The following is a 19922-nucleotide window of genomic DNA, read 5'->3' on the forward strand; positions in this document are numbered from 1 at the left end:
CCCCTTTTGTTTGATTATGAAGAAAAAGGATAAACTAAATAAGAACATTTTCATTGAAAAATTGTTCAAGATTGCATACAATCAATATAGTTTTTAAATTCCTATCAGAATACTTGGAGGATTACCATCATGAAAAAATTATTTTCAGTACTTGCAGTAACTACATTAGCGATCGGGATTGTAGCGGGCTGCGGTAAAGAAGAGAAAAAAGATACAGCTAGTCAAGATGCGTTACAAAAGATAAAACAAAGTGGTGAACTTGTAATTGGAACAGAAGGTACATATCCACCGTTCACATTCCACGATTCAAGCAATAAATTAACTGGATTTGATGTTGAATTAGCAGAAGAAGTTTCAAAACGTTTAGGGGTAAAACCTGTATTTAAAGAAACACAATGGGATAGCTTACTTGCTGGTCTAGATGCAAAACGTTTCGACATGGTCGCGAATGAAGTTGGTATCCGTGAAGATCGTCAAAAGAAATATGATTTCTCTAGCCCATACGTTTCATCTTCAGCGGTATTAGTTATTGCAAAGGATAAAGATAAACCAGCTACATTTGCTGATGTAAAAGGATTAAAAGCAGCACAATCTTTAACAAGTAACTATGCGGATATTGCTAAGAAAAATGGCGCAGAAATTACGAATGTAGAAGGCTTTAGCCAAGCAGCAGAATTGTTAAACACTGGCCGCGTTGATTTCACAATTAATGATAAATTATCAGTGTTAAACTACTTAGAAACGAAAAAAGATGCAAAAATTAAAATTGTAGATACAGAAAAAGAAGCGTCACAAAGTGGATTCTTATTCCGTAAAGGTAGCGACAAGCTAGTACAAGAAGTAAATAAAGCGTTAGAAGATATGAAAAAAGACGGTACGTATGACAAAATAGCGAAAAAATGGTTCGGCGAAAATGTATCTAAGTAGTGCGTTGGTTTCAGATCGATTGTCTACGTGGATAGATATTATGCAGTCTTCCTTCATGCCTATGCTGAAGGAAGCTGTGTTTACGACAATTCCATTAACGCTTATTACATTTATTATCGGGATTATACTTGCGACGTTAACGGCGCTTGCACGTATTTCAGGTAGTCGTATTTTACAATGGATTGCTCGTATCTATGTATCTATCATTCGCGGAACGCCACTTCTTGTACAGTTATTTATTATTTTCTATGGTCTTCCAACTCTTAATATTGAAGTTGAGCCATATACAGCAGCAGTTATTGGATTCTCATTAAATGTCGGTGCATATGCATCTGAAATTATTCGTGCTTCAATTCTTTCCATTCCGAAAGGGCAGTGGGAAGCAGCTTACACAATTGGAATGACGTATCCGCAAGCGCTAAAACGTGTTATTTTACCGCAAGCGACGCGCGTATCGATCCCGCCGCTTTCGAATACATTTATTAGCTTAGTGAAGGATACTTCATTAGCATCGTTAATTTTAGTAACAGAAATGTTCCGAAAAGCGCAGGAAATTGCGGCAATGAACTACGAATTTTTAATTGTTTATTTCGAAGCAGGTCTTATTTATTGGGTAATTTGCTTCTTATTATCTATTGTGCAACAAATATTAGAAAAACGTTCAGAACGTTACACTCTAAAATAACCCTTTCATAAAAGGAGTTTTTGTTTTTATGATTTCAATTCAACATTTACAAAAAAGTTTCGGAGATAATACTGTACTAAAACATATAGATTTATCAGTTGAGAAGGGGGAGGTTGTTGTTATTATCGGGCCATCTGGATCTGGTAAAACGACATTCCTGCGTTGTCTCAACGTGTTAGAAACGCCGAACGCTGGTAATATTCGTATCGGTAATAAAGAGCTCGACTTCTCTCAAAAAGTATCGAAGAAAGATATTGTTAACCTTCGTACGCAAACAGGTATGGTATTCCAGCACCATAATCTATTCCCGCATTTAACAGCACTTCAAAATGTCATGGAAGGGCTCGTTACAGTGAAAAAGATGGGGAAAGAAGATGCGAAGAAGAAAGCAAACTATTTCCTTGAAAAAGTTGGTCTTGCGGATAAAGTAGACTTATATCCGTTCCAATTATCAGGCGGACAACAACAGCGCGTTGGAATTGCTCGCGCGCTTGCGATGGAGCCGGAAGTGTTACTATTTGATGAGCCAACGTCAGCGCTTGATCCTGAACTCGTTCAAGAAGTTCTGAAAGTAATGAAAGAACTTGCGAAAGAGGGCATGACGATGGTGATTGTAACGCACGAAATGCGCTTTGCACATCAAATTGCGAACCGTGTTATTTTCATGGATGGCGGTGTCGTTGTCGAACAAGGTACACCAGAAGATGTATTTACAAATCCAAAAGAAGAACGCACGAAGAAGTTTTTACAAATGTTGCAATAAAGTGAAACTTTAATCAGTGGGGGTTTTCTTCATCCCCCACTGATTATCAGCCCTCACCAATCGGACTTTTATGGGCAGCCCGATCCCCACCTAACTTCTTCGCTTTCGCTGAATTTTGAGGTGGGGGTCTTACTGCCCATTAAAGCGGGATAAACTAAGGAAGGTCTCAAGGCATATGCCTTGAGACCTTTTTGCCATATATATTTATTTTTGGAATCCGCCAAGGCTTTGCTCAGCCATTGCAACTAGACGTTTTGTAATTTCTCCACCAACTGAACCGTTAGCACGAGCCGTAGAATCTGCTCCTAATTGTACACCAAATTCTTGAGCGATTTCGTACTTCATTTGATCGATTGCAGCTGTTGCACCTGGTACTACTAATTGATTGTAAGAACTTTGGTTTGCCATAGGAATATATCCTCCTTAGAGTTATAAAAATTTTTTTGGTTGGACTAGCTGGATTTGAACCAGATTATCGCCCCGTTTGGCGCTAATCCATCGGTAATTAAGTTTGTACTCATAGTATGGATGTTACCTAGAAAGATATACGAAATAATAATTTGTAAATTTTGTAAAAAAATCTTAGTGGTTTCGTAAAGTATGAAATAAGAGTAATCGTTGTATTTTTTAGAAAGAAGGCTAAACTAAGAGCGATTTGAAATATGTTTTTTTGTTTGTATCCCGCTATTGTGGGGCAAACCATTAACTTTATAGTTCTATTTTGAATAGGAGTGGAACAAAATGCTCCTATGCACGGCTAGATGTTCTCTTCAATCAGCTTGTAAATGATAATGCATGGAGGAATCGTGATGGGAATTTGCCCGCTTTGCAACGCATTAGAATCACAAACATATTCTTGTCAAAATTGCGAAGGTATACTCCAAGATTATGGGAAAACTGTAGATTACATAGACGATTATAGTGCGTATATGGATCAAGAATTATTAAGTGCAGTAGATGGTTTAACACATAGTAATTCACAAGAGTATTGCAATCATGTTTTTTATTGCGGGATATGTAATGTGGAAACAGAAGTTGTAGTAAAGCTTGTGTAAATAGAAAACTTCCACCTTATGAATGAGGTGGAAGTTTTTGTTTTCGTATTTGTGAGTGAATCATAGGGGAAGGGATATGTTCGGTGTTTGAGGGAGCCTCTGATTTTATTTGAGACATTTTTTCTTTTGCATCGCGCAAAGAATGTTCAGTTAAGTAGATGGCATATTCGTAAAATAATTGGCGCGTCAGTTCACTTTGTTCTTTTAACTTTTCATCTTGGAATACAGTTCGCCCGGGTTTAGAGTTTGCTTCAAAGAGCCACGGGTTTTCCTGCGTGTCTAAACCGATATCAAAACCAATTTCTCCAATATTTCCGGTTACTTGTTCATCAAGCGCGTAACTGATTTGTAAGGCAGTTTGTTTTAATTTATTTTCAATTTGAACTTGTTTCGTTGAATCAGGAAAAAGTTCTTGTAGTAATTTTGTATCGCCACCGCTATTTACATGTGTTGTTAAGCTACCTTTGCCAGCAATTTTTGCAACGATTGCACTGACAATCCATTGACCGAAATGATTTTTATTTGTATGAATGCGGAAATCAACCGGTTGCCCATCGAAGCGAAGTAAGGAAATACCTTGTTGTACGATAAACTTTTTTAAATCATGTCCTTTTAATACATGGTTCAGAAGCGTTTCTAATGATTGATACTTTCTTAGTTTGTTTTCTTCATTTTCGCGATAACGACAGTAGTAGCAATTCTCTGCTTGAGAATAAAATAGTTGGTGAATATTTCTCCCGAAGCTGCCGTGAATCGGTTTCATGTAAATCGATTTATACGTACCGAGAAACCGCTCTACTTGTTCGAAGTGTTGAAATGTTTCTGTGTTCGGTAAGAATGGCATAATGGACTCATCTTTCATAAGAAGTTGATGCACTTCCCATTTATTAAAAAAACCTGGATTAAACCATGGAATCGCATAGTCATGCTCTAATTTTCTTTTTGCTCTTACAATTGGTTTATAATTTTCGGCTTTCCGATTTGGTAAGCGGTCATAAATGACATTCGGGAAAGGTACTTTTTTCTTGATCCATTGTTCCTCTTGAAAAAAATAGCCTTCAATTGTTTCATCTTCCCAGTTTATATGTTGCACACCAAAAACGAATACAAATGGTCGCAAGGTGAATGGCGGCGTTAGTAACTCGCCAAGAGAAGTTGAACGGTTTCCTAAAGGGTTAGAAGAGTCATCGTTAAAACCAGTTGTGAAAATCCCGATTAATGGTCCGAAAATAATTGTTTCATTTTGCGTGAATGCATGGATAGTAGTGGAATGAGGAAGCAAAAGTTTCTCTGCAATTTGTTGTCCGATAATGATTTCACGAGTAAAGGAATAATGAATTTTTACCTCTTCACTTGCAACATGGCGTACGCCGAAGGAAAGGGATGTAATGGGTGGTGTAATGGAAAAAATATAAGGTAAAGTAATGCTATTTGGATGCTCATCTGAAATATTTAACGTATATATGTGCTCTTTCAAAATGGGTTTACCCCCTTTCATTATGGTGTGAAGCGACTAAACTTTAATGGTCCGTGATATATTTTTTCGGCTAATGAATCACTATGACGAATGTAATGTTCGTATGGGGGAATCGTGTTGACATACATAAGCCAAATTGCCCCTTTTTGATCCATAATGGTGGAAAGCTCTAGCTCGAATAACGAAGAATAAGATTGATCTAATGTTTGAAACACTTCATTTATAATGTCTTGTAAAGCGTCTTGTAATAGTTGAACACCGGTACTAGATAGTACGTATTTAATTTTTGAAAATGAATGCAGTGAGGAATCATCCGTTGCCGAAAGTAAAAGTTGATTCGGAAATGAGCTTTTTTGTATAAATTGGCCGATAGCATGCCACTTCTGTTCTTTATTTTTTTGCAAAATGGTTCGAATATGGAGTGGGTATGTTAATTGATTTGGTGGCTGTAGCATGATATGGGTGATGTAACGTGCTGATCGTATATTAGATTTGTACCAAGATATAAATTCATCTGTCCGCTTGATTGGAGTAGAAGTATGATAGTCATCATTTATCGTATCGATATGAAACGTTTTATTTTTGTAAGCAATCCGGTACAGACTTTCATTGGAATGTGTATGAGTAGGACGTATAATAATATCTTTTGTTTTTAATAACAGTTTGAAAATGTTTTGGATTGTCGCTATTTCAAATTTTGGTATATAAGGAGATAATTTTTTATTCGTGAGAAATACGTCATGTAGTTCGCTTAAGTCAATGAGTGTGTTATTTAAAAAGGTAGTGGTAGGACGGTTGTGTAATGAGTGAATAATTGACTTTGCTTTTTCGGAGTCTGTTTCCTCGTTAAAAGAAGAACGATCGTATATATAAGAAGGAATAGGGAATGTTTGCTCTTTCCATTTTCCTGTATCAGTATCATAAATCAGACCAGAAATAAGATCTGTTTTAGGATCAATACCAAATGGCGTAAACTGGGCAACGACATTATGATAAAGCCGAGCGCGTTTAGCGATTTCGGTGTAATACGTTTGCTCATAATGAGGGTGAGAAGTTAAAATACCGAGAACCAACGAAATCACTCCTTTACTAACAAAATGTTGGCACAATAGGCGAAGCTATATATTGCAAATACGTTTTTATAACATTATACTTTTGTCCGTATGATGATATGCTATAGTTTTGGAGAAGCGAAAGGTTGATTGTAATGAATATATGGTTAAGTATGTTAACGACGACAGGGCTCGGAGCAATTATTGGGGGATTCACAAATCATTTAGCGATAAAAATGTTATTTCGTCCGCATCGCCCTATTTATATTGGGAAGTTTCAAGTTCCATTTACACCAGGATTAATTCCGAAGCGCCGCGATGAGCTTGCTGTTCAATTAGGAAAAATGGTTGTCGAGCATTTGTTAACGCCAGAAGGAATCGGAAAGAAGCTAACAAATGAAGAGTTCCAAAAAGGTTTAATTCGCTGGGCGCAAGTAGAAGTGGATAAAGTAATGACGAATGAACAGTCGTTACGACAAATGTTAGAAAAATGGAACGTAGCGCATGTAGAAAAAGAAGCAAACGAGAAAATCGAGCATGTAATTACAGAAAAAATTCAGGCATTTTTAGAAGAGTACTATACATATACATGGGAACAGGCTTTACCTCATTCTGTTCATGAAAAAATTGAGAATGCGATCCCGAACGTTTCGGCGTTTATTTTAGGACGAGCAACTCAATTTTTTGAAAGCGAAGAAGGGAAAGCACGTCTTTCAAAAATGGTTGATGATTTCTTTGCTTCTAGGGGAACGCTGCTTAACTTAGTCGGAATGTTTTTAGGTAATGTAAGTGTAGTGGATCGTGTGCAGCCAGAGGTTATTAAGTTTTTAGGGCAAGATGGCACAAAACAGCTTTTAACTGATGTACTGCAAAAAGAGTGGGAGAAGTTAAAAGGAAGAGATGTAAAAGAAGTAGAAACGTTTGTAGAAAAAGAAATGATTGTAAGCTCCATATTGTCAGCAGTTAAAGTGGAGGAAACAGTAAGTAAGTTTTTAAACCAATCTGTGCAGCAAGTATGTGAGCCAGTTCGAGAAACAATCAAGGAAAAGGTAGTCCCGAGCGCAGTAACGAAAGGCTTGAAGTGGGGAACAAAAAACGTAGCGAGTATATTAAAAAATCTCCATCTTGCGGAAATTGTGCAGCAGGAAGTATCCACATTTTCAACAGAGAGACTAGAAGATTTAGTTCTATCCATTACAAAAAATGAACTGAAAATGATTACGTATTTAGGTGCCTTATTAGGCGGGATGATTGGACTCGTGCAAGGACTGTTACTGTTGTTTCTTAAATAATAAGAAGAGTACATAGAAATAAAAGTGAAATTTCTTCACATCTCTTGCATAGTTTGATATGGTAAGAAGAGGTGCGTATGTAAATGCACTTAAAAGGCAGTGCGAGTGAAAAGCGCTAGCCTTCTAAAGGAGGAAAAATAAAATGACAAAAAACATTCATGATGTTGCATATGAATTACAAAAAGCAATCGCAGAAAACGAAGATTTCCAAACATTAAAAGCAAGCTACGCAGCAGTTCAAGCTGATACTGCTTCAAAGAACTTATTCGATGAGTTCCGTACAATGCAACTTGGCCTACAACAAAAAATGATGCAAGGTCAAGAAATCTCTGAAGAAGATAACCAAAAAGCACAAGAAGTTGTAGCTCGCATTCAACAAGATGCTAAAATCACAAAGTTAATGGAAACTGAACAACGTTTAAACATCGTTATCACTGACGTTAACAAAATTATCATGAAGCCACTTGAAGATTTATATAACGCGCAACAACAAGCGTAATAGTGGAAGACGCCCCTGTATAGGGGCGTCTTTTTTGTTTGTTATTTGCGGAAATACTCAGTCTCAATATTCTTCTCCTTCAAAAACTTTTCAATTTTTTTTTGCTTCCTACCATTCACTTGCTCAAAGCGTTTTGTAAAAGAAAAATCAGTTTTGAATAAGTTACCATCTTGCGCGAGTTTGTCTAATTCTTGCTCTAGTTCTACTGAAAGTGCCGTAGACGCTGAAATGTAATCATGAATTTCCTTCGAAGGCTGTTTGTAATCCTCGGGGATCGTATTGTTACTAATAAAATTAAGGAAGTTCGCATCGTTTTGTTGCGCTAGATTTACTAGTTGTTTTAATTTCTCCCGATCGGATTTCGTGACTTCCTCGTCAGACATGGCTGACGAAAGTGGAACGATGTTTTCGTCTAAATCTCCGCTATAATCTAAATACGTTTTTATATTTTGTTTCATTTCATCTTCATTAATCGTTTCATTCTTTTTTGAGGAAGTGAATATAGTTTCTGGAATTTTAACCGTAACATCTTTAATAGATTGTACATCGTTTTCTTCCTTAGGTTCTGCACTGTTTGAACAAGCTGATAGAAATAAAATTGTAAGTAACGTGAGTGGGTATAAAATATACTTTTTCATCTTAATCTCCTTTTGCATTAGTGTCTTTGTAAAATAGCTATATTCCATTTCAAGTACTTAACTAAAGTTGCGTATAGATGTTTTATCATTTGATAACATATGACAGATATGAGTAAACCGCTGCAAAAAGCGATAAACACATTATAAACATCGGAATAGCTAATTTGATGAAACCCTTTAAAGAATCCTAACCCTATTAATAAAATAGGTGAGATGATTAATAATGGAGTAGCAATGATAAGTGCTAGAAGAATCGGTAATAAAAAGAGTAATACGAAAAAGGCGATAATGATAAAGGCAAAGTTTAAAACACTTAAGCTCATAACAGAAAATAGTGCGGTTATCATATTTTTAAAGCTTCGTTTCTTGTCAGCATTGCTTATTGCATAGGAAACAGTAAGTTCTTTCGCGATCGTTTTAGGGTTTCCTAGTTTTCTAGCAATTTCTTCTTCGCATTTTCCATCTTGTTTACCACTGATAAAATGAGTTTCATACTCCGAAATAATATCTTTCTTTTCTACATTAGGCATATTCCGTAGGGAAGAATGAAGTTGTTCCAAAAATTCATTTTTGTTCATAACAATCACTTCCTTTATAAAATGATGAATGAAAGCTGAGAATCCTATCTTTTGAAAGGGAGGATACGAAATACAAGATACGTTCCAATTAATGGGTATTCCAATATTTACAAATATATCATTTACTAGTGTTCTTTGCAAGGTACTGTGAAGTTTTTAATACTGTGATGAGATGAAAGTTTTCCGTATATTTTTAGAGGAGATATAAAAATATTATTTTAGGATAAGCAAAGGGTTGTAAGCGTATTCTCTAATGGTTGTCAAAAAACTTTCAAATTCATATTGTTGGAAAAATAATGCATTTGTACTATAATGATAAACGATACTTCACCACATTAATTAACTAGGTGAAATTAAAAAATCTTTATTACACACATTATGAAATAAAGGAATGATTAGTTTGAGTACAGGTGTAAAAGCAAACGACGTGAAGACAAAAACAAAAGGAGCAGATCTTGTTGTTGATTGTTTAATTAAACAAGGTGTGACACATGTTTTCGGTATTCCAGGGGCGAAGATTGACTCTGTATTTGATGTACTGCAAGAAAGAGGACCAGAGTTAATTGTTTGTCGTCATGAACAAAACGCAGCATTTATGGCAGCTGCTATTGGTAGATTAACAGGGAAACCGGGCGTATGTCTTGTAACTTCAGGACCAGGGACATCAAATTTAGCGACAGGTCTTGTTACTGCGAATGCGGAGAGTGATCCCGTTGTTGCTTTAGCTGGTGCAGTTCCGCGTACGGATCGATTAAAACGTACGCATCAATCTATGGATAATGCTGCACTATTCGAACCAATCACAAAATATAGCGTAGAAGTAGAGCATCCTGATAATGTGCCAGAAGCATTATCAAATGCATTCCGAAGTGCGACTTCCACAAATCCAGGGGCTACTTTAGTAAGTCTTCCGCAAGACGTTATGACTGCGGAAACGACTGTAGAGTCTATCGGTGCGCTTTCTAAGCCACAGCTTGGAATCGCTCCCACACATGAAATTACATATGTAGTAGAAAAAATAAAGTCAGCGAAATTACCGGTTATTTTACTCGGTATGAGAGCGAGCACAAATGAAGTGACGAAAGCTGTTCGTGAATTAATTGCGGATACAGAACTTCCTGTCGTTGAAACATATCAAGCAGCTGGTGCAATTTCACGTGAGTTAGAAGATCATTTCTTCGGCCGTGTTGGGTTATTCCGTAACCAACCAGGTGATATTTTATTAGAAGAAGCAGACCTCGTTATTTCGATCGGTTATGACCCAATTGAGTACGATCCGAAATTCTGGAATAAACTTGGAGACAGAACGATTATTCATCTTGATGACCATCAAGCAGATATCGACCACGATTACCAACCAGAGCGTGAATTAATTGGCGATATCGCTTTAACTGTAAATAGCATCGCAGAAAAATTACCGAAACTTGTGTTAAGTACGAAATCAGAAGCAGTGTTAGAGCGATTACGCGCGAAATTATCAGAACAAGCAGAAGTTCCAAATCGTGCTTCAGAAGGTGTTACGCATCCACTTCAAGTCATTCGTACACTTCGTTCTTTAATTAGTGACGATACAACTGTTACATGTGACATCGGTTCCCATTCTATTTGGATGGCGAGATGTTTCCGTTCTTATGAACCACGTAGATTATTATTTAGTAACGGTATGCAAACGTTAGGTGTTGCACTTCCTTGGGCAATTGCTGCTACTTTAGTAGAGCCAGGTAAAAAAGTAGTTTCCGTATCAGGTGACGGTGGTTTCTTATTCTCAGCAATGGAATTAGAAACAGCGGTACGCTTAAATGCGCCAATTGTACATCTTGTATGGAGAGACGGTACATATGATATGGTTGCATTCCAACAAATGATGAAATACGGTAGAACATCAGCTACAGAGTTTGGCGATGTTGATCTTGTGAAATATGCGGAAAGTTTCGGGGCGTTAGGTCTTCGTGTTAACAAGCCTGATGAATTAGAAGGTGTATTAAAAGAAGCACTAGCAGCAGACGGCCCTGTCATCATTGATATTCCAATCGATTACCGTGATAACATTAAATTAAGCGAAAAATTATTACCAAACCAATTAAACTAATGGAGGCAGATTTGAGATGACTGTTGCGCAATTAATCGATATTGATGCAAAAAGAACGAAAACGAGTAATGAAGTATATCAAACATCTACAATGCTTGCGCTATTAGATGGTATATATGATGGTGTGATCAGCTTTGAGGAATTGAAAGAACGTGGTGATTTCGGCATCGGCACATTTGATCAATTAGATGGTGAAATGATTGCATTTGATAACGAATTTTATCATTTACGTTCAGACGGTTCAGCAGAAAAAGTAGAACCAGAAGAAACAACACCGTTTGCTACAGTAACGTTTTTTGAAAAAGAAATGAGTTATACGGTAGAGCACCCGATGAATCGTGAAGAAGTGGAATCTTTATTACATGAATTGATGCCGAGTAAAAACTTATTTTACGCTATTCGAATGGACGGTACGTTCCGTGAAGTAAGAACGAGAACTGTTCCAAGGCAAGAAAAACCGTATACACCACTTGTTGAAGTGACGAAATCACAACCGATTTTTTCATTTAAACATACAGAAGGTACGCTTGCTGGATTTTGGACACCTGATTACGCGCAAGGTATTGGTGTAGCTGGTTTCCACTTACATTACATTGATGATGCAAGAAGCGGGGGCGGACATGTTTTCGATTATGTTGTAGAAAACTGTACGATCCAAATTTGTCAAAAAGCTCATATGCATTTAGCACTTCCAGAAACAGCTGACTTTATGACAGCTGAATTATCAAGAGAAAACTTAGAGGATAATATTGCGACTGCGGAAGGCGCGGAGTAAAAGAGAGGGACTGTTCCATTGTGGAACAGTCTTCTTTTATTTGTCGGTAAGTCGATATCGTTTATTTCTTTGAAACAAACGGATGCCCCTCATAATAAAAACGCCACGGATAATGTACAGCTTCTTCTGCATAGTCGATGTTAATACGAGGTCCTGCTGTTATTTTATATTGTGATGACATGTGTTCTTCTTCTCGGACGAGTTCAATATGTAATGTGTCGCTTTGTAACGATACGCCTCGTTCTTCTAACGTAATTCCGAGGGCACGGCATAGTTTGCCAGGGCCGTTCGTTACATTTTTATATTGCGCTTTTGTAACGTCTGTTTTGTTGTAGCGTGCTAATTTTATTTCTTCTATTCCGTCTACTGGTTCAAGGGCTCGAATGAGAACGCCTTGCGGGGTGCCAACTGGTGCTGTAATGACGTTGAAGCAATGATACATACCGTAAATCAAATATACGTAAGCATGTCCCGGTGAGCCAAACATGACTTCTGTACGATCTGTTCGTCTGCCGCCGTAACTATGCGCGGCTTTATCATCCGGACCTTTATATGCTTCTACTTCTACAATGATTCCGCTTCGTTTTACTCCGTCTACAATATGTACAAGTTTTTGCCCAAGTAATTTCTTTGCGACTTCTAACGTATCGCCTTCATAAAAGGAAGGTGGTGCTTGCATTGTACTATCTCCTTTACTGAGTGTATATGTATATAGTAAACCAAATTTTCAGTAGTAATTCTAACTCGTTCTATTTGCTACATTTATTTCATAAATTATGGATAGAGTACAACAGCGAAGAGGGGGAGTGCGACATGATTTATCGCTTACTAGCTCTTAATATAGATGGGACACTACTATACAACAACGGAAAAATTGCAAAAGGATTACGAGAAACGATTGAATTTGTGAAAAGAAAAGATGTATACGTTACATTATTTACGAGTCGTAATTTTCAATCCGCTCATAAAGTTGCAAAGGCGTTAAAATTAGATTCTATATTAGTAACACATGGCGGTGCTTTCGTTTCAGCAACGTTAGATAAGCCGTACGCTCAAAGAAGATTATCGGAAGAGAAGACGTTTAACATTGTGCAAGTGTTAGAGCACTTCGATTGTAACGTCCGCATTTCTCATGAACGGTTTTCAATCGGAAATCGTGAGAGAAATACACCGAACTTAATTGCTCGTACTGTATTATCAAGCGCAGATCCGTTATTTTATCCGGTTCAGTTTGTAGACTCGTTAGGTGATGCGCTTCGTGATCATCCAGTAGCGGCACCAAAAATTGATGTTATTTTCCAAAGTAAAGGTGAAAAAGAACGAGGGCTAAATACATTACGAAAAGCATTCCAAGATGTAGAGTATGTTGAGTGTGATTCAAAACGAATAGAAATTTTGCCGCAAAATGTATCAAAATTACGTGGATTACAATTGCTTGGAGAGCATTTAAATATTTCGCTAAATGAAATGGTTGCGATTGGAGATAGTTTAGAAGATCTAGAAGTAATTGAAAATGTAGGGCTTGGTGTAGCGATGGGGAACTCGCCTGTAGAATTAAAGCAAGCAGCCGACTGGATTACACGTTCAAATAGTGAGAACGGCGTAGAATATATGATTAAAGAACATTTCCGTAAGCAATTCCCGCTTCCGTTTTTGAAGAATCATAAAAATGAACCGAAACGATGAAAGAAAAACGTAGCTTTTTGGCTACGTTTTTTTGTTTGCAATCTCTTTAGTCGAATAACCTATTAATATACTAAAAATGATATGTTAGAAAACATTTACTAATCTGAATATCAAGTTTAATATTTTTATTAAGTGTTTTTATTGTATTGAAGTTCAAATAATTGGAGGTGTGAAATCTGAGGGTTTTTGGTAGTTGCTGCTTAATATAAAACAATAGAGGAGTCTCGTTTATGAAGAAACGAAGTATATGCTTTCTGATAGTTATAATAATGTTTTCACAATTTTATTGGTTACCGTCGTTGAACATAAAAGCTGAGAAAATTTCGGATTCTTCTTCGGTTCACAAGCTGATGCCTAAATATTTAGTTACTAATTTTAATTTTGATATGACGGCATCGACAGTTACTGTGGATAAAGATAATTTTTACGTTTCAGGTAATTTTAGAACAGGAAAAGATTTAGTGGGGGTAAAATGGGAGACCAAAGATAATTATAGCCATCCAGATTTAAAGTACCCTACGAAGCCGGATTTCAGTGGAGTTACCTTAGACTATGATTATACTATAGAAGGTTTTACAAATTTGATGGATAGCGGACTAGCACCAAGCTTAACTATTGAAACGAATAATGGTGAAACCCATTATGTTCGTCTTTGGAACTATGTAATAAATCGGCCGATGGAATCTTGGGAGTTGGGAGCTACACGAGATGTAGGTAAAGATATTAGATTTCCTGAAAAGCGGAAAGAGGGGAGTGCGAATGGATCAACTGGACACATCAAAATTGATTTTAACAATTTATATTCGGGGTGGACTCCGTACATATATGATATGAAACAAGCGAGATATGTTCCGGATCCTAATTGGAAAAAGATACCTGTTAATGATATAAAATCGATTATGTGGTCAGTTGTTCCGAAGGGATATCAGTCTTCGGGATCAGAAGGATTGGGGAAATCTGAAAAATTCAAAGTACAGTTTAACAATTGGAAAGTATCAGGTGACACATTTTTAATGAATGATCTTAAAAGTGCTCCAAATCACAACGTTAGAATGACTGATGATTATGATGATATATATAACTTAACACCGGAAAGGGTTGTAGGTGATTATAAAAAATTAGGGTATAACAAGCTAGTTAATTTTTATATAGGTGCTTCTCATTATTATGATAAAAGTTTCACGGGTTCAGGCGTTGAGATGAATACTGATTACCCATTTAATCAGGGTTTTGAAGAATGGTATAAAAATTACGCAAAGCGCTTAAAAGAAAATAATTTTGAACTTATTCAGTCTATTTCAATGGAATCAGTAGATGCACCAGAAACATGGTGGCAACGCACTTGGGATAATATCCCTGGTACTACGGGGTGGAAACCAACTCCGCATCTTTTAAGTTTTACAAATGATGAAGTGAAATCCTTTTATCAAAAATATACGCTAGGATTGGCAAAGATAGCGAATGATGCAGGGCTTACTCCAATGATTCAATTAGGAGAACCATGGTGGTGGCATAAGGAAGACATACCTGGTAAACCACCATGTTTTTATGATCAAGCAACTAAAGAATTATTTGAAAAAGAAAAAGGTTATCCAATGTATGAATTTCGTACATCCAATGAAGATTTTACTGGTCATGAGGATGTGTTGGAGTGGTTAAGTGATAAAAATGGTGAGTTTTCATTAATGTTACGAGATACGATAAAGAAAACGTATTCTAATGCGAAATTCACAGTTTTATTTTTTACGCCGTCGGTAATTGATAAAGATCGTGTTCCACCAATGATGTCTATGGTGAATTTCCCAAAAAAACAGTGGAAATATCCAAACTTAGATTTCTTTATGATAGAAGATTATGATTACTTGATTGATAATCATATGGATAAGCATAAGGAAACATTGAATTTTGCACAAGAAAATCTAGGTTATCCAAGTGGAAAAGTACACTATTTTTCAGGTTTTGTTTTGAATAAAGACCAGCAACATGTATGGAAAAATATTAACCAGGCCATTAATGATGGATTTAACCAAGGGCTAGGTGAAGTGTATATTTGGGCATATGCTCAAGTTATACGTGATGGTTGGAAAACACCTGATATTATTAATGTGAATTATCCATCGGGTAATTATACTTCTGCAATAGATATTACTTTAAATTCTAAAGGAGCAGATAAAATAGTATATACAACAGATGGAAGTGAACCAAGCCTTAAGAATGGATTACAATATTCACAACCAATTAAATTGAATTCGAATACAGTTATTAAAGCCATTGCTATCAAAAATAATAACAGTGGAAATGTAGTTTCTTTTGATTATAAATTTATTAATTATAATAAATTAGTTGAGGATAGTTCCCTAGATATTAATCAAGAAAGTAAGGAACTTTACTATAATTTCACACCAAAGAAAACGGGACTTTATAGAATCTTCACGAAATCGTTTAAGGATAGTGGAGAAGGTACGGATACAGAATTGAAATTATATACAGATCAGGCTGTATTAGAGAGTAATAGGATTTCAAATGGACCTTATGGTAAAAAATATTCGAAAGTTGAGCATAATTTACAGGCTGGCATAACTTATCATATAAAATTATCAAACCCACATGAAAGTCAAATGAAAACGACTTTAGTAGCCGAGAGTGATCTAGATAACAGTAGGGAGAACGCGATAGCTGCTAATTGGAGCCAAATAAAAGATGACACATTATCTTCTTTATATGATGTAGATTATTATAAAGTAGAAGCAACAGTTTTAGATAAGATACAATTAAAGCCTACTAGAAACGTGTTAACTATTGAGAATAATAAGGGTGAAATTCTGCAAACGATTTATCCAGGTAGCTCTTTTAATGTTTTTACGCCACCTAATAAAGGAACATATTATATTAAAGTGTGGAGTAATACAAGCTATAATACGCAGGCAGATTTTGTACAAAAGATTCATGAACTAAATTTACAAACAGATCCAAAATCTATTTTAGAATTGCAAAAAAATTTAGCGAAACTAAAATTTTATTCGGGCACACTGACAGGTGTATATAATGAAGAATTATATATGAGTTTAATTGCGTATAAAACTATATTAAATAAGTGGGATGCTGGTGTTGCTGTAAGTGGTAAATTTCTTAAAGAGGATGCGTCTATTGATGACAGAATAAAGTATTATGCAAAACGAGATGTTGATTTAGGGCGTGATGCTCAAGGAAGTATTTACGATGTCTTATTTACTGGTGATTTATTTATTTTGTCACAAGCAGGATCGTTTGTAGGAGATGCTGCATTTGAAGCAATTATTCTTACTAAGTTTGGATCGCAAGTAACAAAAACTACAACACACTTAACCAGCAAATCTGGTACGATTTGGGATGGGATTAAAGCAACAGACCTCGCTCTCCCAGGTACGGTTATACCTAAATCATTCCAATTGAAAGATGTAAAGCTAGGGGAAAATTTAGTTTGGATTCATCCTAATGCTACCAAGCATTTAAAAGAATATATTGTGGATAATGAGAAGATAGCTTACTTACAACCAGGATTGCAAAATATTATACAACAAGCTATGTTGACTAGTTTTAAAGCTGCTGTAGAAAAAGCAGCTACAAAAGCAACTCAACCTGGTCAAAATTTCTTTAAGAATATTGATGGATGGGAAATTGGTATAACACGTGAAACAGGGGTAGTATATCATGCCCTTAAAAAATATTAAGGAGTTTTAAAGATGGCTATTATATTGGAAAAAATAAAACCTTGTTTGCAGCAATCTAGTAGGAGTTTCGAAGATATGAGTGGATTTTTGTTAGTTAATGTTAATGTAGAAAATCCAAAGCCGAGCAAACCTTATTTTCATAAGAAGAATATTCCATACTCTATTAATGAAACTGCATATCCAGTAACAATCAATTTACAGTTGCGCGGTGATCTGTTAGAAGAAGTTGATGGAGTTATAATATCAAATATAACCTTTTTGATAAATAAATTACGGTTAACAGATAGTACATTTGAAAATCAAATTAGTAAAGGGTTCCCTATCTTTAAATTGAAAGACCAATGTGATGAATTTAATGTATTGGATAAAATGTCAAAGATTAATTATTTATTAAAAAATAATAGTTTATATTGTTTGTTTTCCGATGACATTTATCCAGATGTATATGGCCAAAGCGTGGAATATACAGATGATTTAATAGTATTGCTTGATTTTAATAAAGATATCGTGGGGTTCCATTTATGTAATTTAACAGAGGAAGAGTTAAGTTTGTTAAAAATATTTATTAAGTAATTAATATATAATAGAAAAAGAAATGTTTTATGAAAGTATAAAATGATATTTGTAAAATTAAATATTAAAGACCTAAAAATAACAAAAATGAAAGAGGATAAAATAAAAAAACTTCTGTACTGACCTGCAAATGCTCTTCAAGTAAGTTTGTAAATGAAAAGGTGATAATGTTGTTAATTTTAATTAAAACGTTACAGGATGATCGTTTTTTGTTAGAACGGCGTAGAGTATATGATTAAAGAGCATTTTCGTAAGCAATTCCCACTTCCATTTTTGAAGAATCATAAAAATACACCGAAATGATGAAAGAAAAACGTAGCGAATACGCTACGTTTTTTCATGTTTAAGCTTCAATAACCTTAAGCATTCGATTTAAAAATGCGGCTGATTCAGCACGTGTTGTTGTGCCTTTTGGTACGAATTCATTTCGTTCGTTCCCTTTTACGATTCCGTATGCATACACATTTTGTAATGCCTTCTTATCGTATGCTAAATCTTGGTCAATGAATGGTAATTTCATTTCTTTTCTATAAATCGAGTTATATGCTAAAGCACGGTCAATCATAATAACAGCTTCGTCACGTGTGATTGTAGCGGTTGGATCAAATTTATTATTTCCACGGCCACTAATGATACCTGCGCTAGCAGCACGATTAATTCCATCTACTAAAGATGGATGTGCTTCGTTTAAGTCTGTAAATTTAGCGTTTCCAGCCGGTAATTTTAAAGCTCGCGACATTAAATTTGCAAACTCAGCTCGTGTTACAAGGCGGTTTGGCCAGTAAGAACCATTGCCGTCACCGAACATGATTTTTCTAGCTGCTAACTGACGAATGTCTTGTTCATACCATCCACCTGTAATATCGTCTTTTTCATGTGGGACTTCTGTCGGCGGAATAACCTCTTTGCGATTTTCATTATAGTAAGCGTTCGTGCCTTTTAAGAAAGCATCCCATTGTCCGCGCTGAATCATAAATGCAGGGCAGTTTTTTCCGCTCCAAAATTGATGCTTTTGAACGTGATCTATAGATATGTTTAATTCGTTCATTAAATAAGCAGCTAATTTTCGGGCATTTTCTACCGCTTTCGTATAATTTCCATCACTATTCACAGCAATTTCAATTCCGATAGATTCATAGTTTCCAGTCTTATTTCCAGCATGCCAACCAACTTCATTTAATGGAAGATGTTGATAAATTTCTTTGTCATCTACTGTAAAATGCCAAGATGCTGAACGATCCGTATTTCCGCGGGCTTGGCTATCTAAGTACTTCGCATGATTTAAAGCGTTAGCACCTTTACTTGTATTAGCAGTTTCATGAATTGTAATGTATTTCGGTTCCATTGCATAGCCAGGACGAATGTTTTCATTCCCTTTTGGAACGATCATTTCTTTAAATGTAACACCATAAACGTTATTTGTAGGCAAATTAGATGGTGTTTTGAAGAAAGTTGCGCTTCTTTTTTCGATAGAACCTGTTTTTTCAAATAATGATGCTTTCGTACCTTCAAATGTAGCTGAAGGTGCATAAATCCATTTTTCAGTTCCATTCATTTGAAGTTTAAACCAATTCCCAGCTTGTTCAGTAGGAACTACTGTTTGTGGCTGTAATTTCGTTTCTTCTTTAAACGATTGGAAAGGGAAGGAATATACGGATGCTTCTTCTGTTACAATTAATTTTTGATTCGAGAGTTTATGAATTTCTTGTACTTCTAAACTATTATTTTCCTTATTAACCCAACCAGAACCGGATGTAGTTTGTACGTAATATGCATTACCTTTTTTCTTCGTTGCTTTTACTACCGGTTCAGCAATTTCAATATTTGTTTTGGTTTGTAAGTCGTTTGTATCGTATAGTGGAAGTTTTGTTGATAAGTGGAGAAGATATTCACCCGAGATTTCAAGGTCGTTTTCTTCGTCATGTCTATGCTGCTTTGCATGTTCTTCAATGCTTTTTAAAGCTTGTTCATCAATAGACAATTCTGCAGTTTTCTCTATATTTTCTGCGAATGAAAGGGTAGGTGCTACAAATGTTTGTAATGCCAAAGATAGTGCAAAAATGTTGTAAAACCTTTTTTTCATAGTTGTTTTTTAACACGTTATAGTATCTATGTCGTGTTAA

General features: G+C 35.8%; 18 protein-coding genes. 11 read left to right on the top strand and 7 right to left on the bottom strand.

From position 1 onward, the window contains the following. Positions 1-129: 129 nt before the first annotated feature. The 3 genes from MHB74_RS04490 to MHB74_RS04500 are packed head-to-tail and all read left to right on the top strand — an operon-like array spanning position 130 to position 2375. Positions 130-927, top strand: a complete 798-nt coding sequence (locus MHB74_RS04490) for an amino acid ABC transporter substrate-binding protein (RefSeq protein ID WP_000732853.1) — start codon at positions 130-132, stop codon at positions 925-927. Further along, positions 914-1612 (top strand): amino acid ABC transporter permease, encoded by a 699-nt coding sequence (locus MHB74_RS04495; protein ID WP_033655982.1) that lies wholly within the window; start codon positions 914-916, stop codon positions 1610-1612. Before MHB74_RS04490 ends, MHB74_RS04495 begins: the two co-directional genes overlap by 14 nt. A gap of 28 nt (positions 1613-1640) precedes the next feature. Next, positions 1641-2375 (top strand): amino acid ABC transporter ATP-binding protein, encoded by a 735-nt coding sequence (locus tag MHB74_RS04500; protein WP_061677875.1) that lies wholly within the window; start codon positions 1641-1643, stop codon positions 2373-2375. A 204-nt stretch (positions 2376-2579) separates the two neighbouring features. Here the strand turns inward: MHB74_RS04500 and sasP are convergent, their stop codons facing one another. Beyond that, positions 2580-2783, bottom strand: coding sequence for a small acid-soluble spore protein, SasP family (sasP, locus tag MHB74_RS04505; RefSeq protein ID WP_000013349.1), 204 nt, complete (start codon positions 2781-2783; stop codon positions 2580-2582). Positions 2784-3184: 401 nt separating this feature from the next. Here sasP and MHB74_RS04510 point away from each other — a divergent pair, with 401 nt between their 5' ends. Then, complete coding sequence (locus MHB74_RS04510; protein ID WP_061677876.1) at positions 3185-3430, top strand: hypothetical protein; 246 nt, start codon at positions 3185-3187, stop codon at positions 3428-3430. Between the two features lie 16 nt (positions 3431-3446). On the opposite strand, the gene MHB74_RS04515 is transcribed toward MHB74_RS04510, so the two are convergent. Both MHB74_RS04515 and MHB74_RS04520 read right to left on the bottom strand, forming a co-directional pair. Beyond that, positions 3447-4907, bottom strand: a complete 1461-nt coding sequence (locus MHB74_RS04515) for a YheC/YheD family endospore coat-associated protein (RefSeq protein ID WP_061677877.1) — start codon at positions 4905-4907, stop codon at positions 3447-3449. A gap of 20 nt (positions 4908-4927) precedes the next feature. Next, positions 4928-5980: a YheC/YheD family protein gene (locus MHB74_RS04520; protein WP_061677878.1), complete on the bottom strand. Its 1053-nt coding sequence runs from the start codon at positions 5978-5980 to the stop codon at positions 4928-4930. 134 nt (positions 5981-6114) lie between these two features. Between MHB74_RS04520 and MHB74_RS04525 the strand changes: the two genes are divergently transcribed. Continuing rightward, complete coding sequence (locus MHB74_RS04525) at positions 6115-7251, top strand: DUF445 domain-containing protein (protein WP_061677888.1); 1137 nt, start codon at positions 6115-6117, stop codon at positions 7249-7251. A gap of 142 nt (positions 7252-7393) precedes the next feature. Beyond that, positions 7394-7750, top strand: coding sequence for a YlbF/YmcA family competence regulator (locus MHB74_RS04530; RefSeq protein ID WP_000164617.1), 357 nt, complete (start codon positions 7394-7396; stop codon positions 7748-7750). A gap of 41 nt (positions 7751-7791) precedes the next feature. Here MHB74_RS04530 and MHB74_RS04535 read toward each other — a convergent pair whose 3' ends face one another. Both MHB74_RS04535 and MHB74_RS04540 read right to left on the bottom strand, forming a co-directional pair. Further along, positions 7792-8388 carry an NDxxF motif lipoprotein gene (locus tag MHB74_RS04535; protein ID WP_061677879.1) on the bottom strand — a complete coding sequence of 199 codons (597 nt, stop codon included), beginning with the start codon at positions 8386-8388 and terminating at the stop codon, positions 7792-7794. 17 nt (positions 8389-8405) lie between these two features. Continuing rightward, a complete protein-coding gene (locus MHB74_RS04540) occupies positions 8406-8966 on the bottom strand; it encodes an HAAS signaling domain-containing protein (RefSeq protein WP_061677880.1) in 561 nt (186 codons plus the stop codon). 400 nt (positions 8967-9366) lie between these two features. Here MHB74_RS04540 and alsS point away from each other — a divergent pair, with 400 nt between their 5' ends. Both alsS and alsD read left to right on the top strand, forming a co-directional pair. After that, the gene (gene alsS / locus MHB74_RS04545; RefSeq protein ID WP_061677881.1) at positions 9367-11055 is read left to right on the top strand and encodes an acetolactate synthase AlsS; all 1689 of its coding nucleotides are present in this window, start codon (positions 9367-9369) and stop codon (positions 11053-11055) included. A 16-nt stretch (positions 11056-11071) separates the two neighbouring features. After that, positions 11072-11830: an alpha-acetolactate decarboxylase gene (gene alsD / locus MHB74_RS04550; RefSeq protein WP_061677882.1), complete on the top strand. Its 759-nt coding sequence runs from the start codon at positions 11072-11074 to the stop codon at positions 11828-11830. Between the two features lie 61 nt (positions 11831-11891). Here the strand turns inward: alsD and MHB74_RS04555 are convergent, their stop codons facing one another. Further along, positions 11892-12509, bottom strand: a complete 618-nt coding sequence (locus MHB74_RS04555; protein ID WP_061677883.1) for a DNA-3-methyladenine glycosylase — start codon at positions 12507-12509, stop codon at positions 11892-11894. A gap of 134 nt (positions 12510-12643) precedes the next feature. Between MHB74_RS04555 and MHB74_RS04560 the strand changes: the two genes are divergently transcribed. The 3 genes from MHB74_RS04560 to MHB74_RS04570 all read left to right on the top strand — a co-directional run bounded on the left by MHB74_RS04560 (position 12644) and on the right by MHB74_RS04570 (position 17799). Next, a complete protein-coding gene (locus tag MHB74_RS04560) occupies positions 12644-13516 on the top strand; it encodes a Cof-type HAD-IIB family hydrolase (protein WP_061677884.1) in 873 nt (290 codons plus the stop codon). A gap of 230 nt (positions 13517-13746) precedes the next feature. Next, positions 13747-17226 carry a chitobiase/beta-hexosaminidase C-terminal domain-containing protein gene (locus MHB74_RS04565; RefSeq protein WP_081110219.1) on the top strand — a complete coding sequence of 1160 codons (3480 nt, stop codon included), beginning with the start codon at positions 13747-13749 and terminating at the stop codon, positions 17224-17226. Positions 17227-17238: 12 nt separating this feature from the next. Then, complete coding sequence (locus tag MHB74_RS04570; RefSeq protein ID WP_061677885.1) at positions 17239-17799, top strand: hypothetical protein; 561 nt, start codon at positions 17239-17241, stop codon at positions 17797-17799. Positions 17800-18142: 343 nt separating this feature from the next. On the opposite strand, the gene MHB74_RS04575 is transcribed toward MHB74_RS04570, so the two are convergent. Then, positions 18143-19882 (bottom strand): S-layer homology domain-containing protein, encoded by a 1740-nt coding sequence (locus tag MHB74_RS04575; protein WP_061677886.1) that lies wholly within the window; start codon positions 19880-19882, stop codon positions 18143-18145. Positions 19883-19922 lie beyond the last annotated feature (40 nt).

The organism is Bacillus sp. FSL K6-0069 (assembly GCF_038007785.1).
GTDB lineage: Bacteria > Bacillota > Bacilli > Bacillales > Bacillaceae_G > Bacillus_A > Bacillus_A mobilis.